Source organism: Chromatocurvus halotolerans, assembly GCF_004340525.1.
GTDB lineage: Bacteria > Pseudomonadota > Gammaproteobacteria > Pseudomonadales > Halieaceae > Chromatocurvus > Chromatocurvus halotolerans.
The window spans coordinates 172,798-192,818 of record NZ_SLWX01000005.1 but is presented as its reverse complement, the minus strand read 5'-3'; the positions used below and the strand labels follow the sequence as shown (position 1 = coordinate 192,818).

Here is a 20,021-nt window from a genome sequence, read left to right as displayed (position 1 = left end):
ATGCATGAAACGGTGTTGTTGCGGGAGGCTGTCACTGCGCTGGTCACCACCGCTGGCGGCTTCTACGTGGATGGCACGTTCGGGCGCGGCGGCCACGCCCGCCGTATTCTCGACAGCCTGGACCCGCAGGGGCGCCTGCTCGCCGTGGACAAGGATCCCCAGGCAGAAGCCCTGGCGCGGGAATGGATGGCGTCGGAGCCCCGGCTGTCGTTTTATCGCGGTTCCTTTGCCGACCTGCCCGCCTACCGGCTGGCCAACGAGCTGCCGCCGCTTGACGGCATTCTTCTGGATCTCGGGGTCTCCAGCCCGCAGCTGGATCAGGGAGACCGTGGTTTCAGCTTTCAGCACGATGGCCCTCTGGATATGCGCATGGACAACAGTCGCGGTGAGACCGCCGCGGCGTGGCTCGCGCGGGCGGAAGAAACCGACATCATGCACGTCCTGCGCGAGCTGGGCGAGGAGCGTTTCGCGCGTCGTATTGCCGCCGCTATCGTCCGCGAGCGCGCCCTGGCGCCGATCACGCACACCGGCCGGCTGGCGCAGATTGTCAGCGAGGCCAACCCGCGCTGGGAAAAGCACAAGCACCCGGCAACCCGCTCGTTTCAGGCGATACGCCTGTGGATCAACCGCGAGCTCGACGACCTGCGCCTGCTACTGGACTCGGCGCTGGATCTGCTGGCCGGCGGCGGGCGACTGGTCGTGATCAGCTTTCATTCCCTTGAGGACCGCATCGTCAAGCGCTACATGCGTGATCAGTCACGGGGCGCGCCGCTGCCGCGTGGCCTGCCGGTACCGGACAGCGAGCGCGTGCGGCCGCTGCGTCTGGTGGGCAAGGCCGTGCGTGCCAGCGCAGACGAGGTCGCACAGAACCCGCGCGCGCGCAGCGCCATCATGCGCATCGCGGAGAAAGTAGCCTGATGGCCGCCTCGCGCTCACAGGCGACCCGGGATGCCGCGGCTGCCGGTGCGGCCCTGCGCTGCGTGGACCTGCGCAGCGTCTGGCGTTGCGCAGGCGTCATGACGCTTTGCCTGGTGTCGAGTTTTGCCACCATCTATGCCACCCATGAATGCCGCAAGCTCTACGCACAGCTGCAGGATCTTGAAGCCGCACGCTGGTACCTGGACGAGGAGTACAGCCGGCTGTTGCTGGAGCAGAGCGCCTGGGCGTCCCACTACCGGGTCGAGCAGGTGGCCGAGGGCGAGATGTCCATGCAGGCGCCGACAGTCGACAACCTTCGGGTGCTCGAGCGATGAGTCGCCAGCGCGCACAGCGTGACAGCTACGAGTGGCGCCTGTACGTGATCCTCGGGGTGGTCGTGGTGCTGTTCGTGTCCCTCGCCGGTCGGATTCTCTTTCTTCAGGTGCTGGAAGTGGAAGGCGGGCGCGAGTTTCTCAAGAGCCAGGGCGCGATGCGCTCGGTGCGAACCGCCGAGATACCGGCCTATCGCGGCCTGATTACCGACCGTCGCGGCGAGCCGCTGGCCGTCAGTACGCCCGTGATATCGCTGTGGGCGGATCCGCGGGTGCTGTCGACGGTGGCGGATCTCGCGCCCCTTGCCAGTGCGCTCGATATCGGCGTCGACGAGCTGGGAACACGGCTGGCGCAGTACAGCGGCAAGCGTTTCATGTATCTCAGTCGTCACCACGAGCCGGATTCCGCGCGGCGCATACTCGATCTTCGTACCCCGGGCGTGCACTGGACCCGGGAGTACCGGCGTTTCTATCCCGCGGGCGAAGTGGCGGCCCAGCTGGTTGGCTTTACCAACGTTGACGGCACCGGAATTGCCGGTCTGGAGCTGGCCTACGATGACTGGCTGCGCGGCGTGGCCGGTCGCAAGCAGTACATCAAGGATCTGCACGGCGAGGCGGTGCGCGATATCGGCGTGCTGCAGGAGGCGCAGCCCGGGCGTCCGCTGCAGCTGAGCATCGATCTGCGGCTGCAGTATCTGCTGCACACCGAGCTGCAGCGCGCCATGCAGGTCACCGGATCGGAGTCGGGCTCCATTGTTACGCTGGACAGCCGCACCGGCGAAGTTCTGGGGATGGTGTCGGATCCCGCCTACAACCCGAATGACCGCGAAGCGCTGACGCCGGGTGCGACGCGCAACCGTGCCATGACCGACGTGCTCGAGCCCGGCTCGACCATGAAGCCGCTGACCCTGGTGGCCGCCCTCGAGAGCGGCGAATTCACGACAGAGACCCTGATCGATACCTCGCCCGGTCGTATCCGGGTAGGTCGCAAGGTGCTGCCTGACCCGAGCAATTACGGCGAAATCACCCTCTCGCGGGTGATCGAGAAATCCAGTCAGGTGGGCGTCACCAAGGTGTCGCTGGCGTTGGGGCACGAACCGGTATGGGAAGTCTTTCGCCGCTTTGGTCTCGGCGAGACCACAGGCACCGGCTTCCCGGGCGAAAGCGCGGGACAGCTGCCATCGCGTCAGCGCTGGAGCCCGATCGAGCAGGTGACCCTTGCTTTCGGCTACGGACTGACGGCAACCCCGCTGCAGCTGGCGCGGGCCTACAGTGCCTTTGCCAATGGCGGCATCCTGCCGCAGGTGTCGCTGCTGCGGGTCGACGAGGGCGAGCGCCCCGGACAGCGCGTCATCAGCAGTGACACCGCTTGGCAGGTTCTTGACGTGCTGCACCGGGTGACCGGAGAACACGGCACGGCCCGCAAGGCGCGCGTCGAGGGCTACGCGGTCGGCGGCAAGACCGGCACGGTACACAAGGTCGGGCCCGGCGGCTATCTCCAGGACCAGTACATCGCACTCTTCGCCGGCGTGGCGCCGATCGACGAGCCGCGCTTTGTCACGGTGGTCGTGCTGGACCGACCCAAGGGCGACAACTACGGCGGTGGCGCCGCGGCGGCACCCGTGTTCGCGCGGGTCGCCAGCGGCGTTCTGCGCCTACTGGATGTGGCGCCTACCCAGCTGCCGGCCATACCGCCGGTGCAGGATGTGGCGTCCATCGGGAGGGTCACGCCATGATGGCCTCGCGACCGCGTTCCCCTGACGGCATGCGGCTGTCCGATCTTCTGGAGAGCAGCGTCGCGCCGGCCATCACCGTGACCGGTATCCACAGTGACAGCCGGCAGATACAGCCCGGGGATCTGTTTTTTGCCCTGCCGGGGGACCGGCACGATGGCCGCCATTTCATCCGCCAGGCCGTGGCGCGCGGTGCCAGTGCCGTGGTCGCGGAGCCACCGGTGGCGCCCGAGGATTTCCCGACAGAGGTGCCTGTGATAGAGCGGGCCGACCTGCAGCAGCAGCTGGGCCCGATCGCCGCCAGGTTCTTCGGTGAACCCAGCCGCTATCTGCGCATGACCGGCGTGACGGGTACCAACGGCAAGACCACGGTCAGCCAGTTGACGGGTCAGCTGCTGCGCGCCTGCGGCTACCCCTGTGGCGTCATCGGAACCCTCGGTGCCAGTCTGGACGGCACGCCGCAGGATGCCCTGAATACCACGCCGGATGCGATCGGCCTGCAGCGACAGCTGGCGGTCTGGCGCGAGGCCGGCGCCGTGGCCACGGTCATGGAAGCGTCTTCGCATGCGCTGGTGCAGGGACGGGTCAACGGCGTGCAGTTCGATACCGCCGTGTTCACCAATCTGTCGCGGGACCATCTCGACTACCACGGCAGCATGGCCGCGTACGCCGAGGCGAAGCTGCGGCTGTTCCTCATGCCCGGGCTGCGCAGCGCGGTGATCAATCTGGATGATCCGGCGGCGAGGAGCCTGATCGAGCGCATTGCCGGACGCAGCGATATTCTCACGGTTTCGGTGAAAGGCGATCCGGCGGCAACGCTACGGCTGTCCGGCGCGCAATACACCCGTTCCGGCCTGCAGGCGCAGCTCGCCACGCCCTGGGGCGAGGCGCCGATCCAGTGCCCACTGATTGGCGCCTTCAATCTGTCCAATGTCGCCGGCGCCGTTGCCGCTGCCGTTCTGTCCGGCTGCGATTTCGATCAGGTGGTTGCCCGGCTTCCGCAGCTCACTGCAGTGCCCGGTCGCATGCAGACCGTGCCCAATGCGCGTGGCCTGCAGGTGGTCATCGACTACGCCCACACGCCGGACGCGCTGGAGAAGGCCCTGTCCGCCCTGCGGGATCACGTGCGTGGCCGGCTCCTCGTGGTCTTTGGCTGCGGCGGTGATCGCGATCGCGGCAAGCGGGCTGCCATGGGCTGCATTGCCTGCGCCTTCGCCGATGTCGTCTATGTGACCTCCGATAACCCGCGCCACGAGGAGCCGGCGTCAATCATGGACGAGGTGGCGGCGGGCTGCAGCGGTAATTACAGCCTGGTTCAGGACCGTGCGGAGGCGATACACAGCGCGATTGCCTCGGCCAGAGAGGGCGACTGTGTGCTGATTGCCGGCAAGGGTCACGAGAACTACCAGGTCGTTGGCGCCGACAAGCGCCCGTTTTCAGATATGGCCGAAGCGCAGGCCGCATTGGAGATCCCGACATCATGATGCGAGGCTACCGACTGTCGGAACTGGCATTGGCGGCTGGCGTCCGGCACCAGGGCGCGGATGCCGTGGTGCACGGCGTGGCTATCGACAGCCGCAGCGTACAGCCGGGGGATCTGTTTGTGGCGCTGCCGGGGGCGCGGGTTGACGGACATGCCTTCCTGGCGGATGCCGCTGCCGGGGGCGCCGCCGCGGCGCTGGTGACACAGGCGCAGGACATCGCGCTGCCACAGCTGGTGGTCGACGATGCGCTGACCGCGCTCGGCCAGCTGGCGGCCTGCAATCGCCGCCGCTTTACCGGTCCGCTGATCGCCGTGACCGGGAGCTGCGGCAAGACATCCGTGAAGGGCATGCTGTCCACGGTTCTCGCGCGCCGGGACCGGGTGCTGGCCACGACCGGTAACCTCAACAACGAAATCGGCGTGCCGCTGACGCTGCTGCGACTGTCTCCCGATGACGGTATCGCGGTGGTGGAAATGGGCGCCCGCGGCAGGGGTCACATCGATTACCTGTGTCGACTCGCCGTGCCCGACATCGCCATGCTGCTGAACGCCTCTGCCGCTCACATCGAGGGCTTTGGCAGTCTGCAGGCGGTGGTAGAGGCGAAAGGGGAAATCTACGATCGGCTTACGCCCCAGGGCGTTGCCATTGTCAACGCCGACTCGCCGTTCGCCCAGGCCTGGACGGCACGCGCCCGGGCCACCGGCGCCCGGATCATCAGCTACGGCCTGCAGGCGATGGCTTCGGTGAGTGCGTCGGACATCGAGCTCGGCCCCGACCACTGCCGCTTCCTGCTGCAGCATGCGGGTGACAGCGCGCGGGTTCTGCTGCCGGTGCCCGGTGAGCACAGTGTCAGCAATGCGCTGGCCACAGCGGCGGCGGCAATCGCCTGTGGCTTGAGCGTGGCCGATATCGCTGACGGACTGGGCGACGTGCAACCGACTGCGGGTCGCCTGCAGCGGTGTCCGGGCCGGGGCGGCATCAGCCTGATTGATGATGCCTATAACGCCAACCCCGCTTCTGTGCGTGCGGCGATCGATGTCCTCGCCGGCTGTGACGGTCCGCGGGTGCTGGTTCTCGGCGCCATGCTGGAGCTGGGTGATCAGAGCGCGCAGGAGCATGCCGCGGTCGGGCGCTACGCGAAGGAGCGCGGCATTGATCGCTTTGTCGGTGTGGGCGCGGCAGTGCAGGCGGCGACCACGGCGTTCGGTGACGGGTCACGCTGGTTTGCCGGCAACGCCGAGGCGATTGCCGCCGCGGAAGACTGGAGCGCGGGGGCAGCGACGATTCTGGTGAAGGGGTCGCGCGGCGCCGCGATGGAACAGGTGCTCGCGGCACTGCGGCCCGAGGAGACACTGTCGTGCTGATGCTGTTCGCCGATTTCCTGACGCGCTATGAATCCTTTTTTGCGGTTTTCCAGTACCTGACCCTGCGCGGGATTCTTGCCGCGGTAACGGCGCTGCTGATTTCCCTGATGGTCGGTCCGGTCATGATACGGCGTCTGAACCATTACCAGGTGGGGCAGGCCGTGCGCAGCGATGGCCCGCAGACCCATCTGGGAAAATCCGGCACGCCGACCATGGGCGGTGCGCTGATACTGGTTGCCATCGCGGTCAGCACGCTCCTCTGGGCGGACCTGTCTAACCTGTACGTCTGGGTGGCGCTGCTGGTCACGGGGCTGTTTGGCGCCGTCGGCTGGGTGGATGACTATCGCAAGGTGGTCGCGCGGGATTCCCGGGGACTGCCGGCGCGCTGGAAATACCTCTGGCAATCCGTTATCGGTCTCTCTGCGGCATTGTTTCTCTACTTCGTGGTGGATGTGCCGGTTACCACACAGCTGTACGTGCCGTTCTTCAAGGACGTGATCATCGAGCTGGGCCTGCTCTTCCTCCTGCTGAGCTATTTCGTGATTGTCGGCGCCAGCAATGCGGTGAATCTCACGGACGGTCTCGACGGCCTCGCCATTCTGCCCACGGTGCTGGTGGGTACTGCACTGGGGCTGATTGCCTATCTCACCGGGCACGTCGATTTCGCCGATTACCTGCATATTCCCTATGTTGCCGGCAGCGGCGAGCTGGCCGTGTTCTGCGGTGCCATCGCCGGCGCCGGCCTCGGCTTCCTCTGGTTCAATACCTATCCCGCACAGGTCTTCATGGGCGACGTAGGTGCCCTGGCGCTAGGCGCCGCGCTGGGGACGGTCGCCGTGATCACCCGCCATGAAATCGTGTTCTTCATCATGGGCGGGATCTTCGTACTGGAGACGGTGTCGGTCATTCTCCAGGTGGCGTCTTTCAAGCTGACGGGCAAGCGTATTTTCCGCATGGCCCCCATCCACCACCACTACGAGCTCAAGGGCTGGCCAGAGCCGCGAGTCATTGTGCGTTTCTGGATCATTACCGTCATGCTGGTCCTGATCGGGCTGGCCACGTTGAAGCTGAGATGATGAGCGCCGCCGGACAATCCACGAGCGACGGCATTATCGCCAGCAGCGCCCAGCGTATTGTCGTGGGCCTTGGCGATACCGGCCTGTCCGTGGTGCGCTATCTGGCGCATCGCGGCGAGCGCTTCGCCGTGGTGGATACCCGCGACGAGCCGCCGGGGCTGGCGCAGCTGCGCGATGAATTCCCGGACGTCAGTGTGTTCGCCGGGGGCATTCCCCAGTCTCTGCTGAACGCGGCCGCCGAATTGATCGTCAGTCCGGGGCTGGCGCCGGATCTGCCGTTTCTGCAGGAGGCAGTCGCTGCCGGCGCCGTCATCCGCGGCGATGCCGACCTGTTTGTGGAAGCCGCGCAGGCGCCGGTGATCGGCATCACAGGCTCAAATGCCAAATCCACGGTGACGGCGCTGGTCGGCGCCATGGCGCAGGCCGCGGGCATGAATGCCGGTGTCGGTGGCAACCTGGGCCCGCCGGCCCTGGACCTGCTGGCAGACGAGCGTGATCTGTATGTGCTGGAGCTCTCCAGTTTTCAGCTGGAACGCAGCGATTCTCTCAACCTGGCTGTGGCCTGTGTGCTCAATCTGAGTGCCGACCACCTCGATCGCCACGGCAGCATGCCGCGCTATCACCAGGCCAAGCACCGCATATTCCGCGGCTGCCACCATGCGGTAGTCAACTCGGACGATCCCCTGACCATTCCTCCTGGCGGCGACGGCATGCAGGTCAGCGCCTGGCGTCTGCGCGAGCCGGACCTGCACGGTTTCGGTATTCATCGCGACGATGACGGCGTGGAGTGGCTGGCGCGAGGCTTTGACGACCTCATGCCGGTCACGGAGATTGCGCTTGCCGGGCGCCATAACCTGGCCAATGCCCTGGCCGCGGTGGCAATCGGCCACAGCGCGGGGCTGCCGATGGCGGCCATGCTCAGTGCGCTGCGCGATTTCCAGGGCCTGCCGCATCGCTGCCAGCTGGTGGCGGTGCACCGGGGCGTGCGCTGGGTCAACGATTCCAAGGCAACCAACGTCGGTGCGGCGCGGGCGGCGATCGAGGGCATGGGACAGGGGCGCAACCTGGTGCTGATCGCCGGTGGGCGCGGCAAAGGTGGAGATTTTACCGATCTCAGGCAGCCCGTCGCGGCGCACTGCAAAGGGGTGCTGCTGATCGGCGAGACGGCGGGGCAGCTGGCGCGCGACCTTGGCGACGCGGTCCCCGTGCGGCACTGCGACAGCCTGCAGCAGGCGGTGCAGGCGGCGGCGTCAATGGCGGTTGCCGGTGACTGCGTGCTGCTGTCTCCGGCCTGCGCCAGCTTCGACATGTTCCGTAACTACGGCGAGCGCGGCGATGCCTTTGCCGCGGCGGTGCGCGACCTGCGTGGAGGTGTCGCATGAGCACCGGGCGCAACACGATCGCCGTCGATCCCCTGCTGCTGCTGTTTGGCGGCAGCCTGGCCCTGCTCGGGCTGGTGGCGATTACCTCGGCGTCCATCGGTTACGCCGAGCAGAACTTTGCCAACCCCTGGCACCACGCGCAGCGCCACGGCTTCTATCTCGCGGTGTCACTGATCTGTGCCGTGCTGGTTTACCGCATGCCATCCATCTTCTGGTATCACACGGCCTGGCTCTGGCTGGTGCTGTCGCTGGCGCTGCTGGCGCTGGTTCTGGTGCCTGGCATCGGCAAGGACGTCAACGGCAGCCAGCGCTGGCTGCCCATGGGGCCCTTCACGCTGCAGCCCTCCGAGGTGGTGAAGGCCAGCAGTATTCTGTTCCTGTCGGGCTATCTGGTGCGACAGGAAGCGGCTGTCCGCGAGCAGTGGCAGGGTTTTCTCAGACCCATGTTCGTGCTCGGCGTGGTGGCACTGCTGCTGCTGTTCGAGCCCGACTTCGGGGCCACTGTCATTGTGCTGGGAACGGCCTTCGGCCTGCTGTTCCTGGCGGGAATGAAGCTGCTGCACTTCTTTATCGTCGTGGCGCTCAGCATTCTGGGTCTGGCCGGACTGATTGTGACCGCGCCCTACCGTCTGCAGCGCCTGACGGCGTATACGGATCCCTGGGCGGATCCCTACGGCAGTGGCTTTCAGCTGGTGCAGTCGCTGATCGCCTTTGGCCGCGGGGAATGGTTTGGCGTTGGCCTTGGCAACAGCGTGCAGAAGCTGTTCTACCTGCCCGAGGCACACACCGATTTCGTCTTTTCCATCTGGGCGGAGGAGACCGGATTCATCGGCGCCCTCAGCCTGCTGGTCCTGGTTCTCCTGCTGGTGCTGCGCATCGGGGCGATCGGCCGCGCCGCGGCGCGCGCCGGCGATACCTTCGCCAGCTACGTCTGCTACGGCGTGGCGATGATGTTCGCCGGCCAGGCGTTTATCAACATGGGCGCAAGCTCCGGCCTGCTGCCGACCAAGGGGCTGACGCTGCCCTTTGTCAGCTACGGCGGCAGTGCGCTGGTGATGTGTTTCTGCCTGCTGGCGATTGTTCTGCGCATCGAGAGCGAGAGCCGCACGGGAGGCCGGACATGAGCGCCCCGCTGATACTGATTCTTGCCGGCGGTACCGGCGGCCATGTCTATCCGGCGCTCGCGGTTGCCAAGGCGCTGCTGGCGCGCGGTTACCGGGTTGAGTGGGTGGGCACCCGTCGCGGCCTGGAGGGTCGCGTGGTACCCGCCGCCGGTTTCCCGCTGCATCACCTGCCGGTGCGCGGCCTGCGCGGCAAAGGCGCTGTCGATACGCTGCGCGGGGTGCTCGCACTGCTGGTGTCGGTGGTCATGGCCTTCTGGCTGGTTCTGCGCAGCGCGCCCGGCTGCGTCATCGGCATGGGGGGATACGCGTCGGGGCCGGTGGGTCTCGTCGCCCGCCTGCTGCGTCGTCCGCTGGTGCTGCACGAACAGAACGCCGTCGCCGGCACCACCAACCGGCTGCTGGCGCCGTTTGCCTCGGTCCGCCTGGCCGGATTCCCCGACGCCTTCCCGGCACGCCACGGCGGCGACTTTGTCGGCAATCCCGTGCGTGCCGAACTGCTGGCGACGGCGCGGTCACGGCAGTGGTTCTACGATGGTTCGCGGCCGCTGCATCTGCTGGTACTGGGCGGCAGTCTCGGCGCGCGCCCCATCAACCAGCTGATGCCCCAGATGCTGCTGGCCCTGCAGGCGGCGGGCTGCGACCCACTGCCCGTGGTGTGGCACCAGTGTGGCGACGCCCACGCCGACGCCACGGCCAGCGCCTATGCGCAGGCCGGGCTGGAGGGTGTGCGCTGCGCGCCGTTTATCGAAGATATGGCAGAGGCCTACGCCTGGGCCGACCTGGTGCTGTGTCGGGCCGGTGCGCTGACCGTGGCCGAACTGGCGGTGATGTCGCGCCCGTCGCTGCTGGTGCCGTTGCCGCACGCGATCGATGACCACCAGCGCCGCAACGCGCTTTACCTGACCGATCGCGGTGCCGCCCTGCTGCTGCCGCAGGCATCGCTGACGGCACAGGGTCTGGCCGACGAGATTCTTGCCCTGCTGCGCAACCCGCAGCGGCTGGCTGACATGTCGCGCAAGGCCGCTGCCTGCGCCATGCCCATGGCGACCGATGCGGTGGTCGAGCGCTGTGAAGGAGTCCTGAAATGAGTGGCATGAGCGCGCAGCCGATGCCGGAGATGCGCCGCGTGCGCGATATCCACATGATTGGTGTGGGTGGCACCGGCATGAGCGGTATCGCCGAGGTGCTGGCCAACCTGGGCTATCGTGTTTCCGGCTCGGACCTGCGCGACAGCGCCGCAACCGCGCGCCTGCGCGAGTTTGGCGTCACCGTCCACCTCGGACACCGCGCCGGCAATATCGGCAGTGCCGATGTCGTGGTTACCTCCAGCGCGGTGCCCGCCGACAACCCGGAACTGCTGGCGGCGCGGGAAGCCCGCATTCCCGTGGTGCCGCGGGCGGAAATGCTCGCGGAGCTGATGCGCTATCGCTACGGTATCGCGGTGGCGGGCACCCACGGCAAGACCACCACCACCAGCCTGATTGCGGCGACCTTTGCCGCCGCCGGCCTCGATCCCACCTTTGTGATTGGCGGGCGGGTCAACAGCACCGGCAGCCATGCCCAGCTCGGCGCCAGCCGCTTCCTGATTGCGGAAGCCGACGAAAGTGATGCCTCGTTTCTGCACCTGCAGCCCATGGTCACGGTGATCACCAATATCGAGGCGGATCACATGGACACCTACGGCGGCGATTTCAGCCGCCTGAAGCAGGTATTTGTGGAGTTCCTGCACAATCTGCCGTTCTACGGGCTGGCGGTAGTCTGTGTGGATGATCCGGTCATCCGCGAGCTGCTGCCGCTGATCGGTCGACCAACCCTCACCTACGGCTTTTCCGCGCAGGCCGACTTCCGTATCACCGACCTCGCGCCTGCCGGTCTGCGCACCCGCTTTACCGTGCAGCGACCGGATGACAGCCCGGTGTCGGTCGATCTCGCCATGCCGGGCCGTCACAACGCACTGAACGCCGCCGCTGCGGTCGCGGTCGCCACGGACCAGGGGCTGGATGCCGCCGCCATTGCCGACAGCCTGTCGCACTTCGGCGGCGTTGGCCGGCGCTTTTCCGTTCTCGGCGAGCTGGCGCTGGCCGACGGCAGTGCCACCCTGGTGGACGACTACGGCCATCATCCCACCGAGGTCAACGCGACGCTGGAATCGGCGCGCCAGGCCTGGCCCGAGCGCCGACTGGTCATGGTGTACCAGCCTCATCGATACACGCGCACACGGGACCTGTATGAGGATTTTGTCAGCGTGCTGTCGGGCTTTGATGCCCTGGTGCTGCTTGAAGTTTACGCCGCGGGTGAAGCGCCGGTGAACGGTGCCGACAGCCGCTCGCTGGCGCGCAGCATCCGCCAGCGCGGGCAGCTGGAGCCGGTCTATGCGCCCGATGCGGCGCAGGTACCGGGGCTGCTGGCAGACCTGCTGCGGGACGGCGACGTGGTGATAACCCAGGGCGCCGGCGATATCGCCGGTCTCGCCCGCGAGCTGGCGAGCAACGGCATTCCCGGGAGGAAGAAATGAACCTGGCGGAACTTCGCGGCGGCTGTGTGGCGCTGCTCCAGGGCGGCTGCTCTGCGGAGCGCGAGGTATCGCTGAACAGCGGCGCCACGGTGCAGGCGGCGCTCGACGCGGCGGGTTTTCGTGTCCGCGTGGTCGATCCGGCCGTGAAAGGCTGGATTGACCAGCTCGCCGGCGCCGACTTCGTGTTCAACATTCTGCACGGTCCCGGCGGCGAAGACGGCAGCATGCAGGGGCTGCTTGAGCACCTGGGCGTGCCCTACAGCGGTTCGGCGGTACTCGGTTCGGCGCTGGCCATGGACAAGTTGCGCAGCAAGCAACTGTGGCGTGGCCAGGGCCTGCCCACCGCCGACTTTGTCGAACTGCACGAGGACAGCCACTGGCAGGGCGTTATCGACCAGCTCGGGAAAGTGTTCGTGAAACCGGTGGCGGAGGGGTCCAGCATCGGCATGACGCCGGCCGCGGACGCCGACGCACTCGCAGCCGCCTACGGCATTGCCGCCCGGCATGGGCAGCGTGTGCTGGCAGAGCGTTTCATCAAAGGTCCCGAGTACACGATATCGATTCTCGGTGAGCGTGCGCTGCCTGTGATCCGCCTGGTCCCCGCCGGCGAGTTCTACGACTACGAGGCCAAGTACCTGTCGGACGACACCCGCTATCACATTCCCTGCGGCCTGTCCGAAGACGAGGAACAGGCGCTGGGGGCGCTGGCCCTGCGTGCCTTCCACGCGCTCGACTGCGCGATCTGGGGACGCATTGACGTCATGCGCGATGCGGCGGGGAACTTCATGCTGCTGGAGGCCAACACCATTCCCGGTATGACCTCCCATAGCCTGGTGCCGATGGCGGCACGGGCGGCCGGTATCGGTATCGAGGACCTCGTGACGCAGATCATGGGGCTCAGTCTGGCACGGGGGAGTCGCCGATGATCGCGCTGCGGATTGCCCGCGCATCGCGCCGGGGTCGCGTCAGCGCCAGCCGCCGGCAGCCGACGCGGCGCGCACCGGACAGCGCTGCGCTTGCGCTCTGGCTGAACCGCCTGCTGCTGGCCACCGGACTCGCCATTGTCCTGCTGGTCGGCCAGCGTGCGTGGGAAGCGCTCGAGTCGATGCCGGTGGGCCGCATCGCCGTGGCCGGCACCCTCGACACGCCGCGGCAGCAGGCACTGCAATCCGCGGTGCAGCAGGCGCTGGATGGCGGTTTCATTGCCGCCGATCTGTCGCAGGTGCGCGAGGCGCTGGAGGCGCTGCCGTGGGTGTACAGCGCCTCCGTGCGCCGCCGCTGGCCGGATACCCTGGCGATCCGCGTGGTCGAGCAGCTGCCCATTGCCCGCTGGGGTGACAGTGGCTTTCTGAATCACGAGGGCCTGATCTTCGCTGCCAGTGGCAGTGATGCGTGGGCGGAGCTGCCCATTATCCATGGTCCCGCTGGCTCCGAGCGCCGTCTGATGCAGCACTATCAGCGCCTGCACGATCTGCTGGCCACCGCGGAGCTGTCTGTCGCCAGGCTCGAGCAGGACAGTCTGGGTCAGCTGCACGCCGAGCTGCAGTCCGGGCTGCGGATCAATCTGGGCAACGACAGTTTTCTGCTGCGGGTGCAGCGCTTTCTCGATCTGTACCGCAATGACCTGGTGCAGCGCACAGAGCAGGTGGCCAGTGTCGACTTACGCTACGCCAAGGGCGCGGCGGTGACGTTTCACGAGCCCCCGCAGCTCGCTGCCGTGGAAAAGGATTAAGCCAATGAGGACACGACGACAACATGGCTAGTGTGAAAGACAAGGGAATGATCGTAGGCCTGGATATCGGGACGTCCAAGGTTGTCGCCATCGTCGGCGAGACCGATTCGGACGGACGTATCGAGATCGTCGGCATCGGCTCGCACCCGTCCAAGGGCATGAAGAAAGGCGTCGTCGTCAATATCGAGTCCACGGTGCAGTCGATACAGCGCGCGGTGGAGGAAGCCGAGCTGATGGCCGGCTGCCAGATACACTCGGTGTTTGTCGGCATCGCGGGCAGCCACGTGCGCAGCCTCAATTCCCACGGCATTGTTGCCATCCGCGATCGCGAGGTGGTGCTGGCCGACGTGGAGCAGGTGCTGGAGGCCGCGCGGGCGGTCGCCATTCCCGCGGACCAGAAGGTCCTGCACATCCTGCCGCAGGAATACGTGATCGACAATCAGGAAGGCATTCGCGAGCCGCTGGGCATGTCCGGCGTACGGCTGGAGGCGAAGGTGCACCTGGTCACCTGTGCGGTGAACGCGGCGCAGAACATCGAGAAGTGCATCCGCCGCTGCGGCCTGGAAGTCGAGGAGGTCATCCTCGAGCAGCTCGCCAGCAGCTATGCGGTGCTCACCGAGGATGAGCGCGAGCTCGGTGTCTGCCTGGTGGACATCGGCGGCGGCACCTCGGATATCGCGGTATTCACCGAAGGCTCGATCCGCCACACCGGGGTGATTCCGATCGCCGGCGATCAGGTCACCAACGACATCGCGATGGCGCTGCGCACGCCCTCGCAGTACGCCGAGGAAATCAAGATCAAGTACGCCTGCGCACTCACCCAGCTTGCCGGTGCCGACCAGACCATCAAGGTGCCGAGCGTGGGCGATCGCCCGCCGCGGGATCTGTCACGGCAGTCGCTGGCCGAGGTGGTCGAGCCGCGCTATGACGAGCTGTTCACCCTGGTGCAGGCGGAGCTGCGCCGCAGCGGCTACGAGGATCTCATTCCCGCGGGCATCGTTCTTTGCGGCGGCACCTCGAAAATGGAAGGGGTGGTGGAGCTGGCGGAGGAGATTTTCCACATGCCGGTGCGGATTGGTTATCCGCACACGGTGCAGGGCATGGCAGACATCGTGCGCAATCCCATCTACGCCACGTCGGTGGGTTTGCTGCACTACGGATTCCAGCACCCGGGCGAGGCGCCGCGAAGCGCCGCCACGGGCACTGGTGCAGGCTGGTGGGCGCGCTTTCGCGCCTGGGTCAGCAGTAATTTCTAGGAATGACATTTTGAGTCGAAGCGTCGCGCGCTGCGCGACTTTCAGCAACGGGGAGAAAGACCATGTTTGAACTTATCGATAATGTACCTCAGAACGCGGTAATCAAGGTGATCGGTGTCGGTGGCGGTGGTGGCAACGCCGTCAAGCACATGATCGAAAACCATGTGGAAGGCGTGGATTTCATCTGCGCCAATACCGACGCGCAGGCGCTCTCGGATATCGAGTCGCGTACGGTGCTGCAGCTCGGCGGTGACATCACCAAGGGCCTGGGCGCTGGCGCCAACCCGGATATCGGTCGCGCCGCCGCCATGGAAGACCGCGACCGCATTGCCGATGCCCTGCGCGGCGCGGACATGGTGTTCATCACCGCCGGCATGGGCGGCGGCACCGGCACCGGTGGCGCGCCCGTGGTGGCCGAGGTTGCCCGTGAGCTGGGTATTCTTACGGTCGCCGTGGTCACGCGCCCGTTCCCCTTCGAGGGCAAGAAGCGGCTTGGCATCGCCGAAGCCGGCGTCAGGGAACTTCAGCAGCACGTCGACTCTCTAATCACCATTCCGAACGAGAAGCTGCTCGAGGTGCTCGGGAAAAATACCAGCCTCCTCGATGCCTTCAAGGAAGCGAATGATGTACTGTTGGGAGCAGTTCAGGGCATTGCCGATCTCATTATCCGTCCCGGCATGATCAACGTGGACTTTGCCGATGTGCGCACCGTAATGTCCGAAATGGGCATGGCCATGATGGGCACCGGCAGTGCACGCGGTGAGAACCGGGCGCGGGAGGCCGCGGAGCGGGCCATCAACAGTCCGCTGCTGGATGATATCGATCTGCAGGGTGCTCGCGGGATCCTGGTCAACATCACGGCTGGCCTCGATCTGTCGCTGGGTGAGTTTTCCGAGGTGGGCGATACCATCGAGGAATTTGCCTCCGAGGAGGCGACTGTGGTCGTCGGTACGGTGATCGACCCGAACATCACCGACGAACTGCGGGTGACCGTGGTGGCGACCGGGCTCGGCGCAGAGCCTGCCCGTGTGCCGCTGCAGGTTGTCGAGGCACCTGCGCGCCGTACGCCGGCCGCGGAAGAGGTGCCGGCACAGCCGGATTACGCCGATTACGAGACGCCGCCGGCACGTCGTCGTGCCGCGGCGGGCGCAGCACCGGCGGCGCCCACGGACACGGCGGCGGGTGGTGAGTATTTTGATATTCCCACCTTCCTGCGCCGCCAGGCAGACTGACGCCGTCGGCGTTTCCGACGGCAGTAGGGAGGAGACATGATCCGACAGCGGACCTTGCGCAGCGCCATCAAGGCGACCGGTATTGGCCTGCACACGGGTGAAACCGTGCACCTGGGTCTGCATCCGGCGCCGGTGAACAGCGGTATCGTGTTCCGGCGCGTCGATCTCGACCCGGTGGTGGACATCCCCGCCACCGCCGGGAACGTCGGCGACACCCTGCTGTCGACCACGCTGATATCGGGTGCCCACCGTGTATCCACCGTGGAGCACCTGATGTCGGCGCTGGCCGGCCTCGGTATTGACAACGCCCGCGTGGATATCAGTGCCGCCGAGGTCCCCATCATGGACGGCAGCGCCCGTCCCTTTGTCTTTCTTATTCAGTCCGCAGGCATTCTCGAGCAGGATGCGCTGCGGCGTTTTGTGCGTATAAAACACCCCGTCACGCTGACCGATGGCGACAAGCAGGCATCTTTCCTGCCGTTTGACGGCTTCAAGATTACCTTCACCATTGATTTCGACCACCCGGAATTCCGCCAGCGACGCGGCCATGTCGAGCTGGACTTCTCGCGGGTGTCCTTTGCCGATGAGGTCAGCAGCGCGCGGACCTTCGGCTTCATGCACGAACTCGAATACATGCGTTCCCGCGGGCTGGCCCGCGGCGGCAGCGAGGACAACGCCATCATTCTCGATGAGTACCGCATTCTCAATCGCGATGGTCTGCGCTTTGATGACGAGTTCGTCAAGCACAAGGTGCTCGATGCCATGGGCGACCTCTATCTACTGGGCAGTCCCCTGATCGGCGAGTACCGTGCCTACAAGTCCGGCCATGCGCTGAACAACCGCGTTCTGCGGGCACTCATGGCGCAGACGGACGCCTGGGAGACGGTTACCTTTGCCGATGCCTCCCGGGCACCCCTCGGCCTCGGCCAGATTCAGGCACCGGCCGCCTGACGCCACGCCGTCGCGTGGAAAAATCCCCGCCACTATGCGACACTTGGCGCCTTTTATGCTGGGCGCTTTTCCCCCGGTGGATTCCCTGATCCGCAGCTCGACCGGTCCTTGCCAGGCGGCCTGACCGGTCTGCGGCACCGCCCTCAAGGCTGTGGCTTACTGACTGGATGACCTGTTCACGATGATCAACACGACACTGAAGAAAGTTTTTGGCACCCGCAACGAGCGCGAGCTCAAGCGCATGCGCAAGACGGTGCGGCGCATCAACGCGCTGGAGGCGTCCATGCAGGCGCTGTCCGACGATGAGCTGGCAGCCTGCACCGCGGCGCTGCGCGAGCGCAACGCCGCCGGCGAAAGCCTCGATGCCCTGCTGCCGGAAGCCTTCGCGGTGGTGCGCGAGGCAAGCCAGCGGGTGCTCGGCATGCGCCACTTCGATGTGCAGCTGATCGGCGGCATGGCCCTGCACGAGGGCAAGATTGCCGAAATGAAAACCGGCGAGGGCAAGACCCTGGTGGCGACGCTGCCCACCTACCTGAACACCCTCGGCGGCGGCAGTGTGCACCTGATTACGGTGAACGATTACCTGGCCAGTCGCGACGCCCAGTGGATGGGACCGCTGTACGCCTTTCTCGGCCTCACGGTGGGCGTGGTGCGCTCCGGCCAGCTGCCGGAGCAGAAGCGCGCGGCCTACGCCTCGGACGTGATTTACGGGACCAATAACGAGTTCGGCTTTGACTATCTGCGCGACAACATGGCGTTCACGCTGGAGGACAAGCTGCAACGCGATCTCAGCTTCGCCATCGTCGACGAGGTGGACTCCATTCTTATCGACGAGTCGCGCACGCCGCTGATCATCTCCGGTGCGTCCGAGGACAGCTCCCAGCTGTACAAGCAGATCAACGCCCTGATTCCGGGCCTCAAGCGCGAGGACGAGGGTCAGGAAGGCCACTTCACCGTTGACGAGAAGCAGCGTCAGATTGAGCTTACCGAGGAAGGGCACGAGCATGTCGAGCAGCTGCTGGTTGACCAGGGCCTGCTCGAGGAGGGCGAGAGCCTGTACGCGGCAACCAACCTGCAGCTCCTGCACCACGTCTATTCCGGCCTGCGCGCTCACGTCCTGTTCAACCGCGACGTGGAGTACATGGTGCAGGATGGACAGGTCATCCTGATTGACGAGCACACCGGCCGCACGATGCCCGGAAGGCGCCTGTCGGAGGGCCTGCACCAGGCGATCGAGGCCAAGGAGGGCGTCGGCATCCAGAGTGAGAGCCAGACCCTGGCCTCCACCACCTTCCAGAACTATTTCCGCCTTTACGACAAGCTGGCCGGCATGACCGGCACGGCCGATACCGAGGCCTTCGAGTTCCGCCAGATCTACGGCCTGGAGGTGATCGCCATCCCCACCAACAAGCCCATGCAGCGCAAGGACCTCAACGACCTGGTCTACATGACCCGGGAAGAGAAGTTCGACGCCATCGTGGCCGACGTGCAGTCCTGCATGGAGCAGGGCGCGCCGGTGCTGGTGGGCACCGCATCCGTGGAGACCTCCGAAGAGCTGTCGGCGCGCTTTCGCAAGTCGAAAATTGAACACAAGGTGCTCAACGCCAAGTACCACGAGCAGGAAGCCGAGATCATTGCCCAGGCCGGACGCCCCGGCGTGGTCACCATCGCCACCAACATGGCCGGTCGCGGTACCGACATCGTGCTCGGCGGCAACCTGGATGCCGAGCTTGCGGCCATGGGCGACGACATTTCCGAAGAACAGCGCGCGGCCCAGACCGCAGACTGGGAAGAGCGTCACAGGCGCGTGATCGAGGCCGGCGGGCTGCATATTCTGGGCACCGAGCGCCACGAGTCGCGGCGTATCGACAACCAGCTGCGCGGTCGCGCGGGGCGCCAGGGCGATCCGGGCCTGTCCCGTTTCTACCTCTCGCTGGAAGACAGCCTGATGCGCATCTTTGCCTCGGAGCGGGTGAAGAACTTCATGCAGGCCCTGGGCATGGAGAAGGGCGAGGCCATCGAGCACCGCATGGTGTCCAACGCCATCGAGAAGGCCCAGCGCAAGGTGGAAGGACGCAACTTCGATATTCGCAAGCAGCTGCTGGAGTACGACGACGTCGCCAACGACCAGCGCCAGATCATCTACGGCCAGCGCAACGAACTGCTGGGCGAGGCGGATGTCTCCGAGACCATCACCACCATCCGCCGCGATGTGGTGAACGAGGCCATCGACAGCTATATCCCGCCGATGAGCGTGGAAGAGCAGTGGGATATCCCTGGCCTTGAGCGGCAGCTGGAGGCGGAGTTCGCGATCACGCTGCCGCTGCAGCAGTGGCTGGAGGAAGACGACAAGCTGCACGAGGAGAAGATCCGCGATCGCATCTGCGACGCGGTGCAGGCCGCTTACGACGAGAAGTGCGAGCTGGTGGGCGAGAACATGCGCCGCATCGAGAAGCAGATCATGCTGCAGGTGCTCGACACCCTGTGGAAGGAGCACCTGGCGACCATGGATCACCTGCGCCAGGGCATCCACCTGCGCGCCTATGCCCAGAAGAACCCGAAGCAGGAATACAAGCGCGAATCGTTTGCCCTGTTCGAGACCCTGCTGAACAACCTCAAGTACGAGGTCATCAAATTCCTGAGCCACGTACAGGTACAGAACAAGGATGAGTCGGCGCTGATCGACCAGAAGCGCCGGGAAGCGGCGGAGCGCGAGAAGCTGGCCTTCCAGCACGCGGCCGCCTCGGCGTTGGCCACGGAAACAGAGACGGCACCCTCGGGCCCGGCCGGGCAGTCTGCAGCGCAGGTGCAGCCGGAACCGCCCCAGACCTTCACCCGCGAGGCACCCAAGGTGGGCCGCAACGACCCCTGCCCCTGCGGCAGCGGCAAGAAATACAAGCAGTGCCACGGCGCGCTGTAGGT

16 protein-coding genes are annotated in these 20,021 nt (G+C 66.0%); all 16 read left to right on the top strand.

Annotation, left to right across the window (positions count from 1 at the left end; translation table 11 throughout):
- The 16 genes from rsmH to secA all read left to right on the top strand — a co-directional run bounded on the left by rsmH (position 1) and on the right by secA (position 20,019).
- On the top strand, positions 1 to 918 hold the full coding sequence (gene rsmH / locus EV688_RS07900) for a 16S rRNA (cytosine(1402)-N(4))-methyltransferase RsmH (protein ID WP_117315744.1): 918 nt from the start codon (positions 1 to 3) through the stop codon (positions 916 to 918).
- Entirely contained in the window at positions 918 to 1,253 is a 336-nt protein-coding gene (gene ftsL, locus EV688_RS07895; protein ID WP_205686510.1) for a cell division protein FtsL, read from the top strand. Before rsmH ends, ftsL begins: the two co-directional genes overlap by 1 nt.
- Complete coding sequence (locus tag EV688_RS07890; protein WP_117315451.1) at positions 1,250 to 2,986, top strand: peptidoglycan D,D-transpeptidase FtsI family protein; 1,737 nt, start codon at positions 1,250 to 1,252, stop codon at positions 2,984 to 2,986. The genes ftsL and EV688_RS07890 overlap by 4 nt, the downstream gene beginning before the upstream one ends.
- Positions 2,983 to 4,467, top strand: coding sequence for a UDP-N-acetylmuramoyl-L-alanyl-D-glutamate--2,6-diaminopimelate ligase (locus tag EV688_RS07885; RefSeq protein ID WP_205686512.1), 1,485 nt, complete (start codon positions 2,983 to 2,985; stop codon positions 4,465 to 4,467). The genes EV688_RS07890 and EV688_RS07885 overlap by 4 nt, the downstream gene beginning before the upstream one ends.
- Positions 4,464 to 5,831, top strand: a complete 1,368-nt coding sequence (locus tag EV688_RS07880) for a UDP-N-acetylmuramoyl-tripeptide--D-alanyl-D-alanine ligase (RefSeq protein WP_117315453.1) — start codon at positions 4,464 to 4,466, stop codon at positions 5,829 to 5,831. The genes EV688_RS07885 and EV688_RS07880 overlap by 4 nt, the downstream gene beginning before the upstream one ends.
- Positions 5,825 to 6,907, top strand: a complete 1,083-nt coding sequence (gene mraY, locus EV688_RS07875; protein ID WP_117315455.1) for a phospho-N-acetylmuramoyl-pentapeptide-transferase — start codon at positions 5,825 to 5,827, stop codon at positions 6,905 to 6,907. Before EV688_RS07880 ends, mraY begins: the two co-directional genes overlap by 7 nt.
- Complete coding sequence (gene murD, locus EV688_RS07870; RefSeq protein ID WP_240624235.1) at positions 6,904 to 8,289, top strand: UDP-N-acetylmuramoyl-L-alanine--D-glutamate ligase; 1,386 nt, start codon at positions 6,904 to 6,906, stop codon at positions 8,287 to 8,289. Before mraY ends, murD begins: the two co-directional genes overlap by 4 nt.
- On the top strand, positions 8,286 to 9,413 hold the full coding sequence (gene ftsW, locus EV688_RS07865; RefSeq protein WP_117315457.1) for a putative lipid II flippase FtsW: 1,128 nt from the start codon (positions 8,286 to 8,288) through the stop codon (positions 9,411 to 9,413). The genes murD and ftsW overlap by 4 nt, the downstream gene beginning before the upstream one ends.
- The gene (murG, locus tag EV688_RS07860) at positions 9,410 to 10,501 is read left to right on the top strand and encodes an undecaprenyldiphospho-muramoylpentapeptide beta-N-acetylglucosaminyltransferase (protein WP_117315459.1); all 1,092 of its coding nucleotides are present in this window, start codon (positions 9,410 to 9,412) and stop codon (positions 10,499 to 10,501) included. Before ftsW ends, murG begins: the two co-directional genes overlap by 4 nt.
- Entirely contained in the window at positions 10,498 to 11,928 is a 1,431-nt protein-coding gene (murC, locus tag EV688_RS07855) for a UDP-N-acetylmuramate--L-alanine ligase (RefSeq protein ID WP_117315461.1), read from the top strand. Before murG ends, murC begins: the two co-directional genes overlap by 4 nt.
- Positions 11,925 to 12,854, top strand: coding sequence for a D-alanine--D-alanine ligase (locus tag EV688_RS07850; protein WP_117315463.1), 930 nt, complete (start codon positions 11,925 to 11,927; stop codon positions 12,852 to 12,854). Before murC ends, EV688_RS07850 begins: the two co-directional genes overlap by 4 nt.
- Positions 12,851 to 13,660, top strand: a complete 810-nt coding sequence (locus EV688_RS07845; RefSeq protein WP_117315465.1) for a cell division protein FtsQ/DivIB — start codon at positions 12,851 to 12,853, stop codon at positions 13,658 to 13,660. The genes EV688_RS07850 and EV688_RS07845 overlap by 4 nt, the downstream gene beginning before the upstream one ends.
- A gap of 23 nt (positions 13,661 to 13,683) precedes the next feature.
- On the top strand, positions 13,684 to 14,916 hold the full coding sequence (ftsA, locus tag EV688_RS07840) for a cell division protein FtsA (protein WP_117315467.1): 1,233 nt from the start codon (positions 13,684 to 13,686) through the stop codon (positions 14,914 to 14,916).
- A gap of 62 nt (positions 14,917 to 14,978) precedes the next feature.
- The gene (gene ftsZ / locus EV688_RS07835; protein ID WP_117315469.1) at positions 14,979 to 16,148 is read left to right on the top strand and encodes a cell division protein FtsZ; all 1,170 of its coding nucleotides are present in this window, start codon (positions 14,979 to 14,981) and stop codon (positions 16,146 to 16,148) included.
- Between the two features lie 36 nt (positions 16,149 to 16,184).
- Positions 16,185 to 17,099 carry a UDP-3-O-acyl-N-acetylglucosamine deacetylase gene (gene lpxC / locus EV688_RS07830; RefSeq protein ID WP_117315471.1) on the top strand — a complete coding sequence of 305 codons (915 nt, stop codon included), beginning with the start codon at positions 16,185 to 16,187 and terminating at the stop codon, positions 17,097 to 17,099.
- A gap of 181 nt (positions 17,100 to 17,280) precedes the next feature.
- On the top strand, positions 17,281 to 20,019 hold the full coding sequence (gene secA, locus EV688_RS07825) for a preprotein translocase subunit SecA (protein ID WP_117315473.1): 2,739 nt from the start codon (positions 17,281 to 17,283) through the stop codon (positions 20,017 to 20,019).
- Positions 20,020 to 20,021 lie beyond the last annotated feature (2 nt).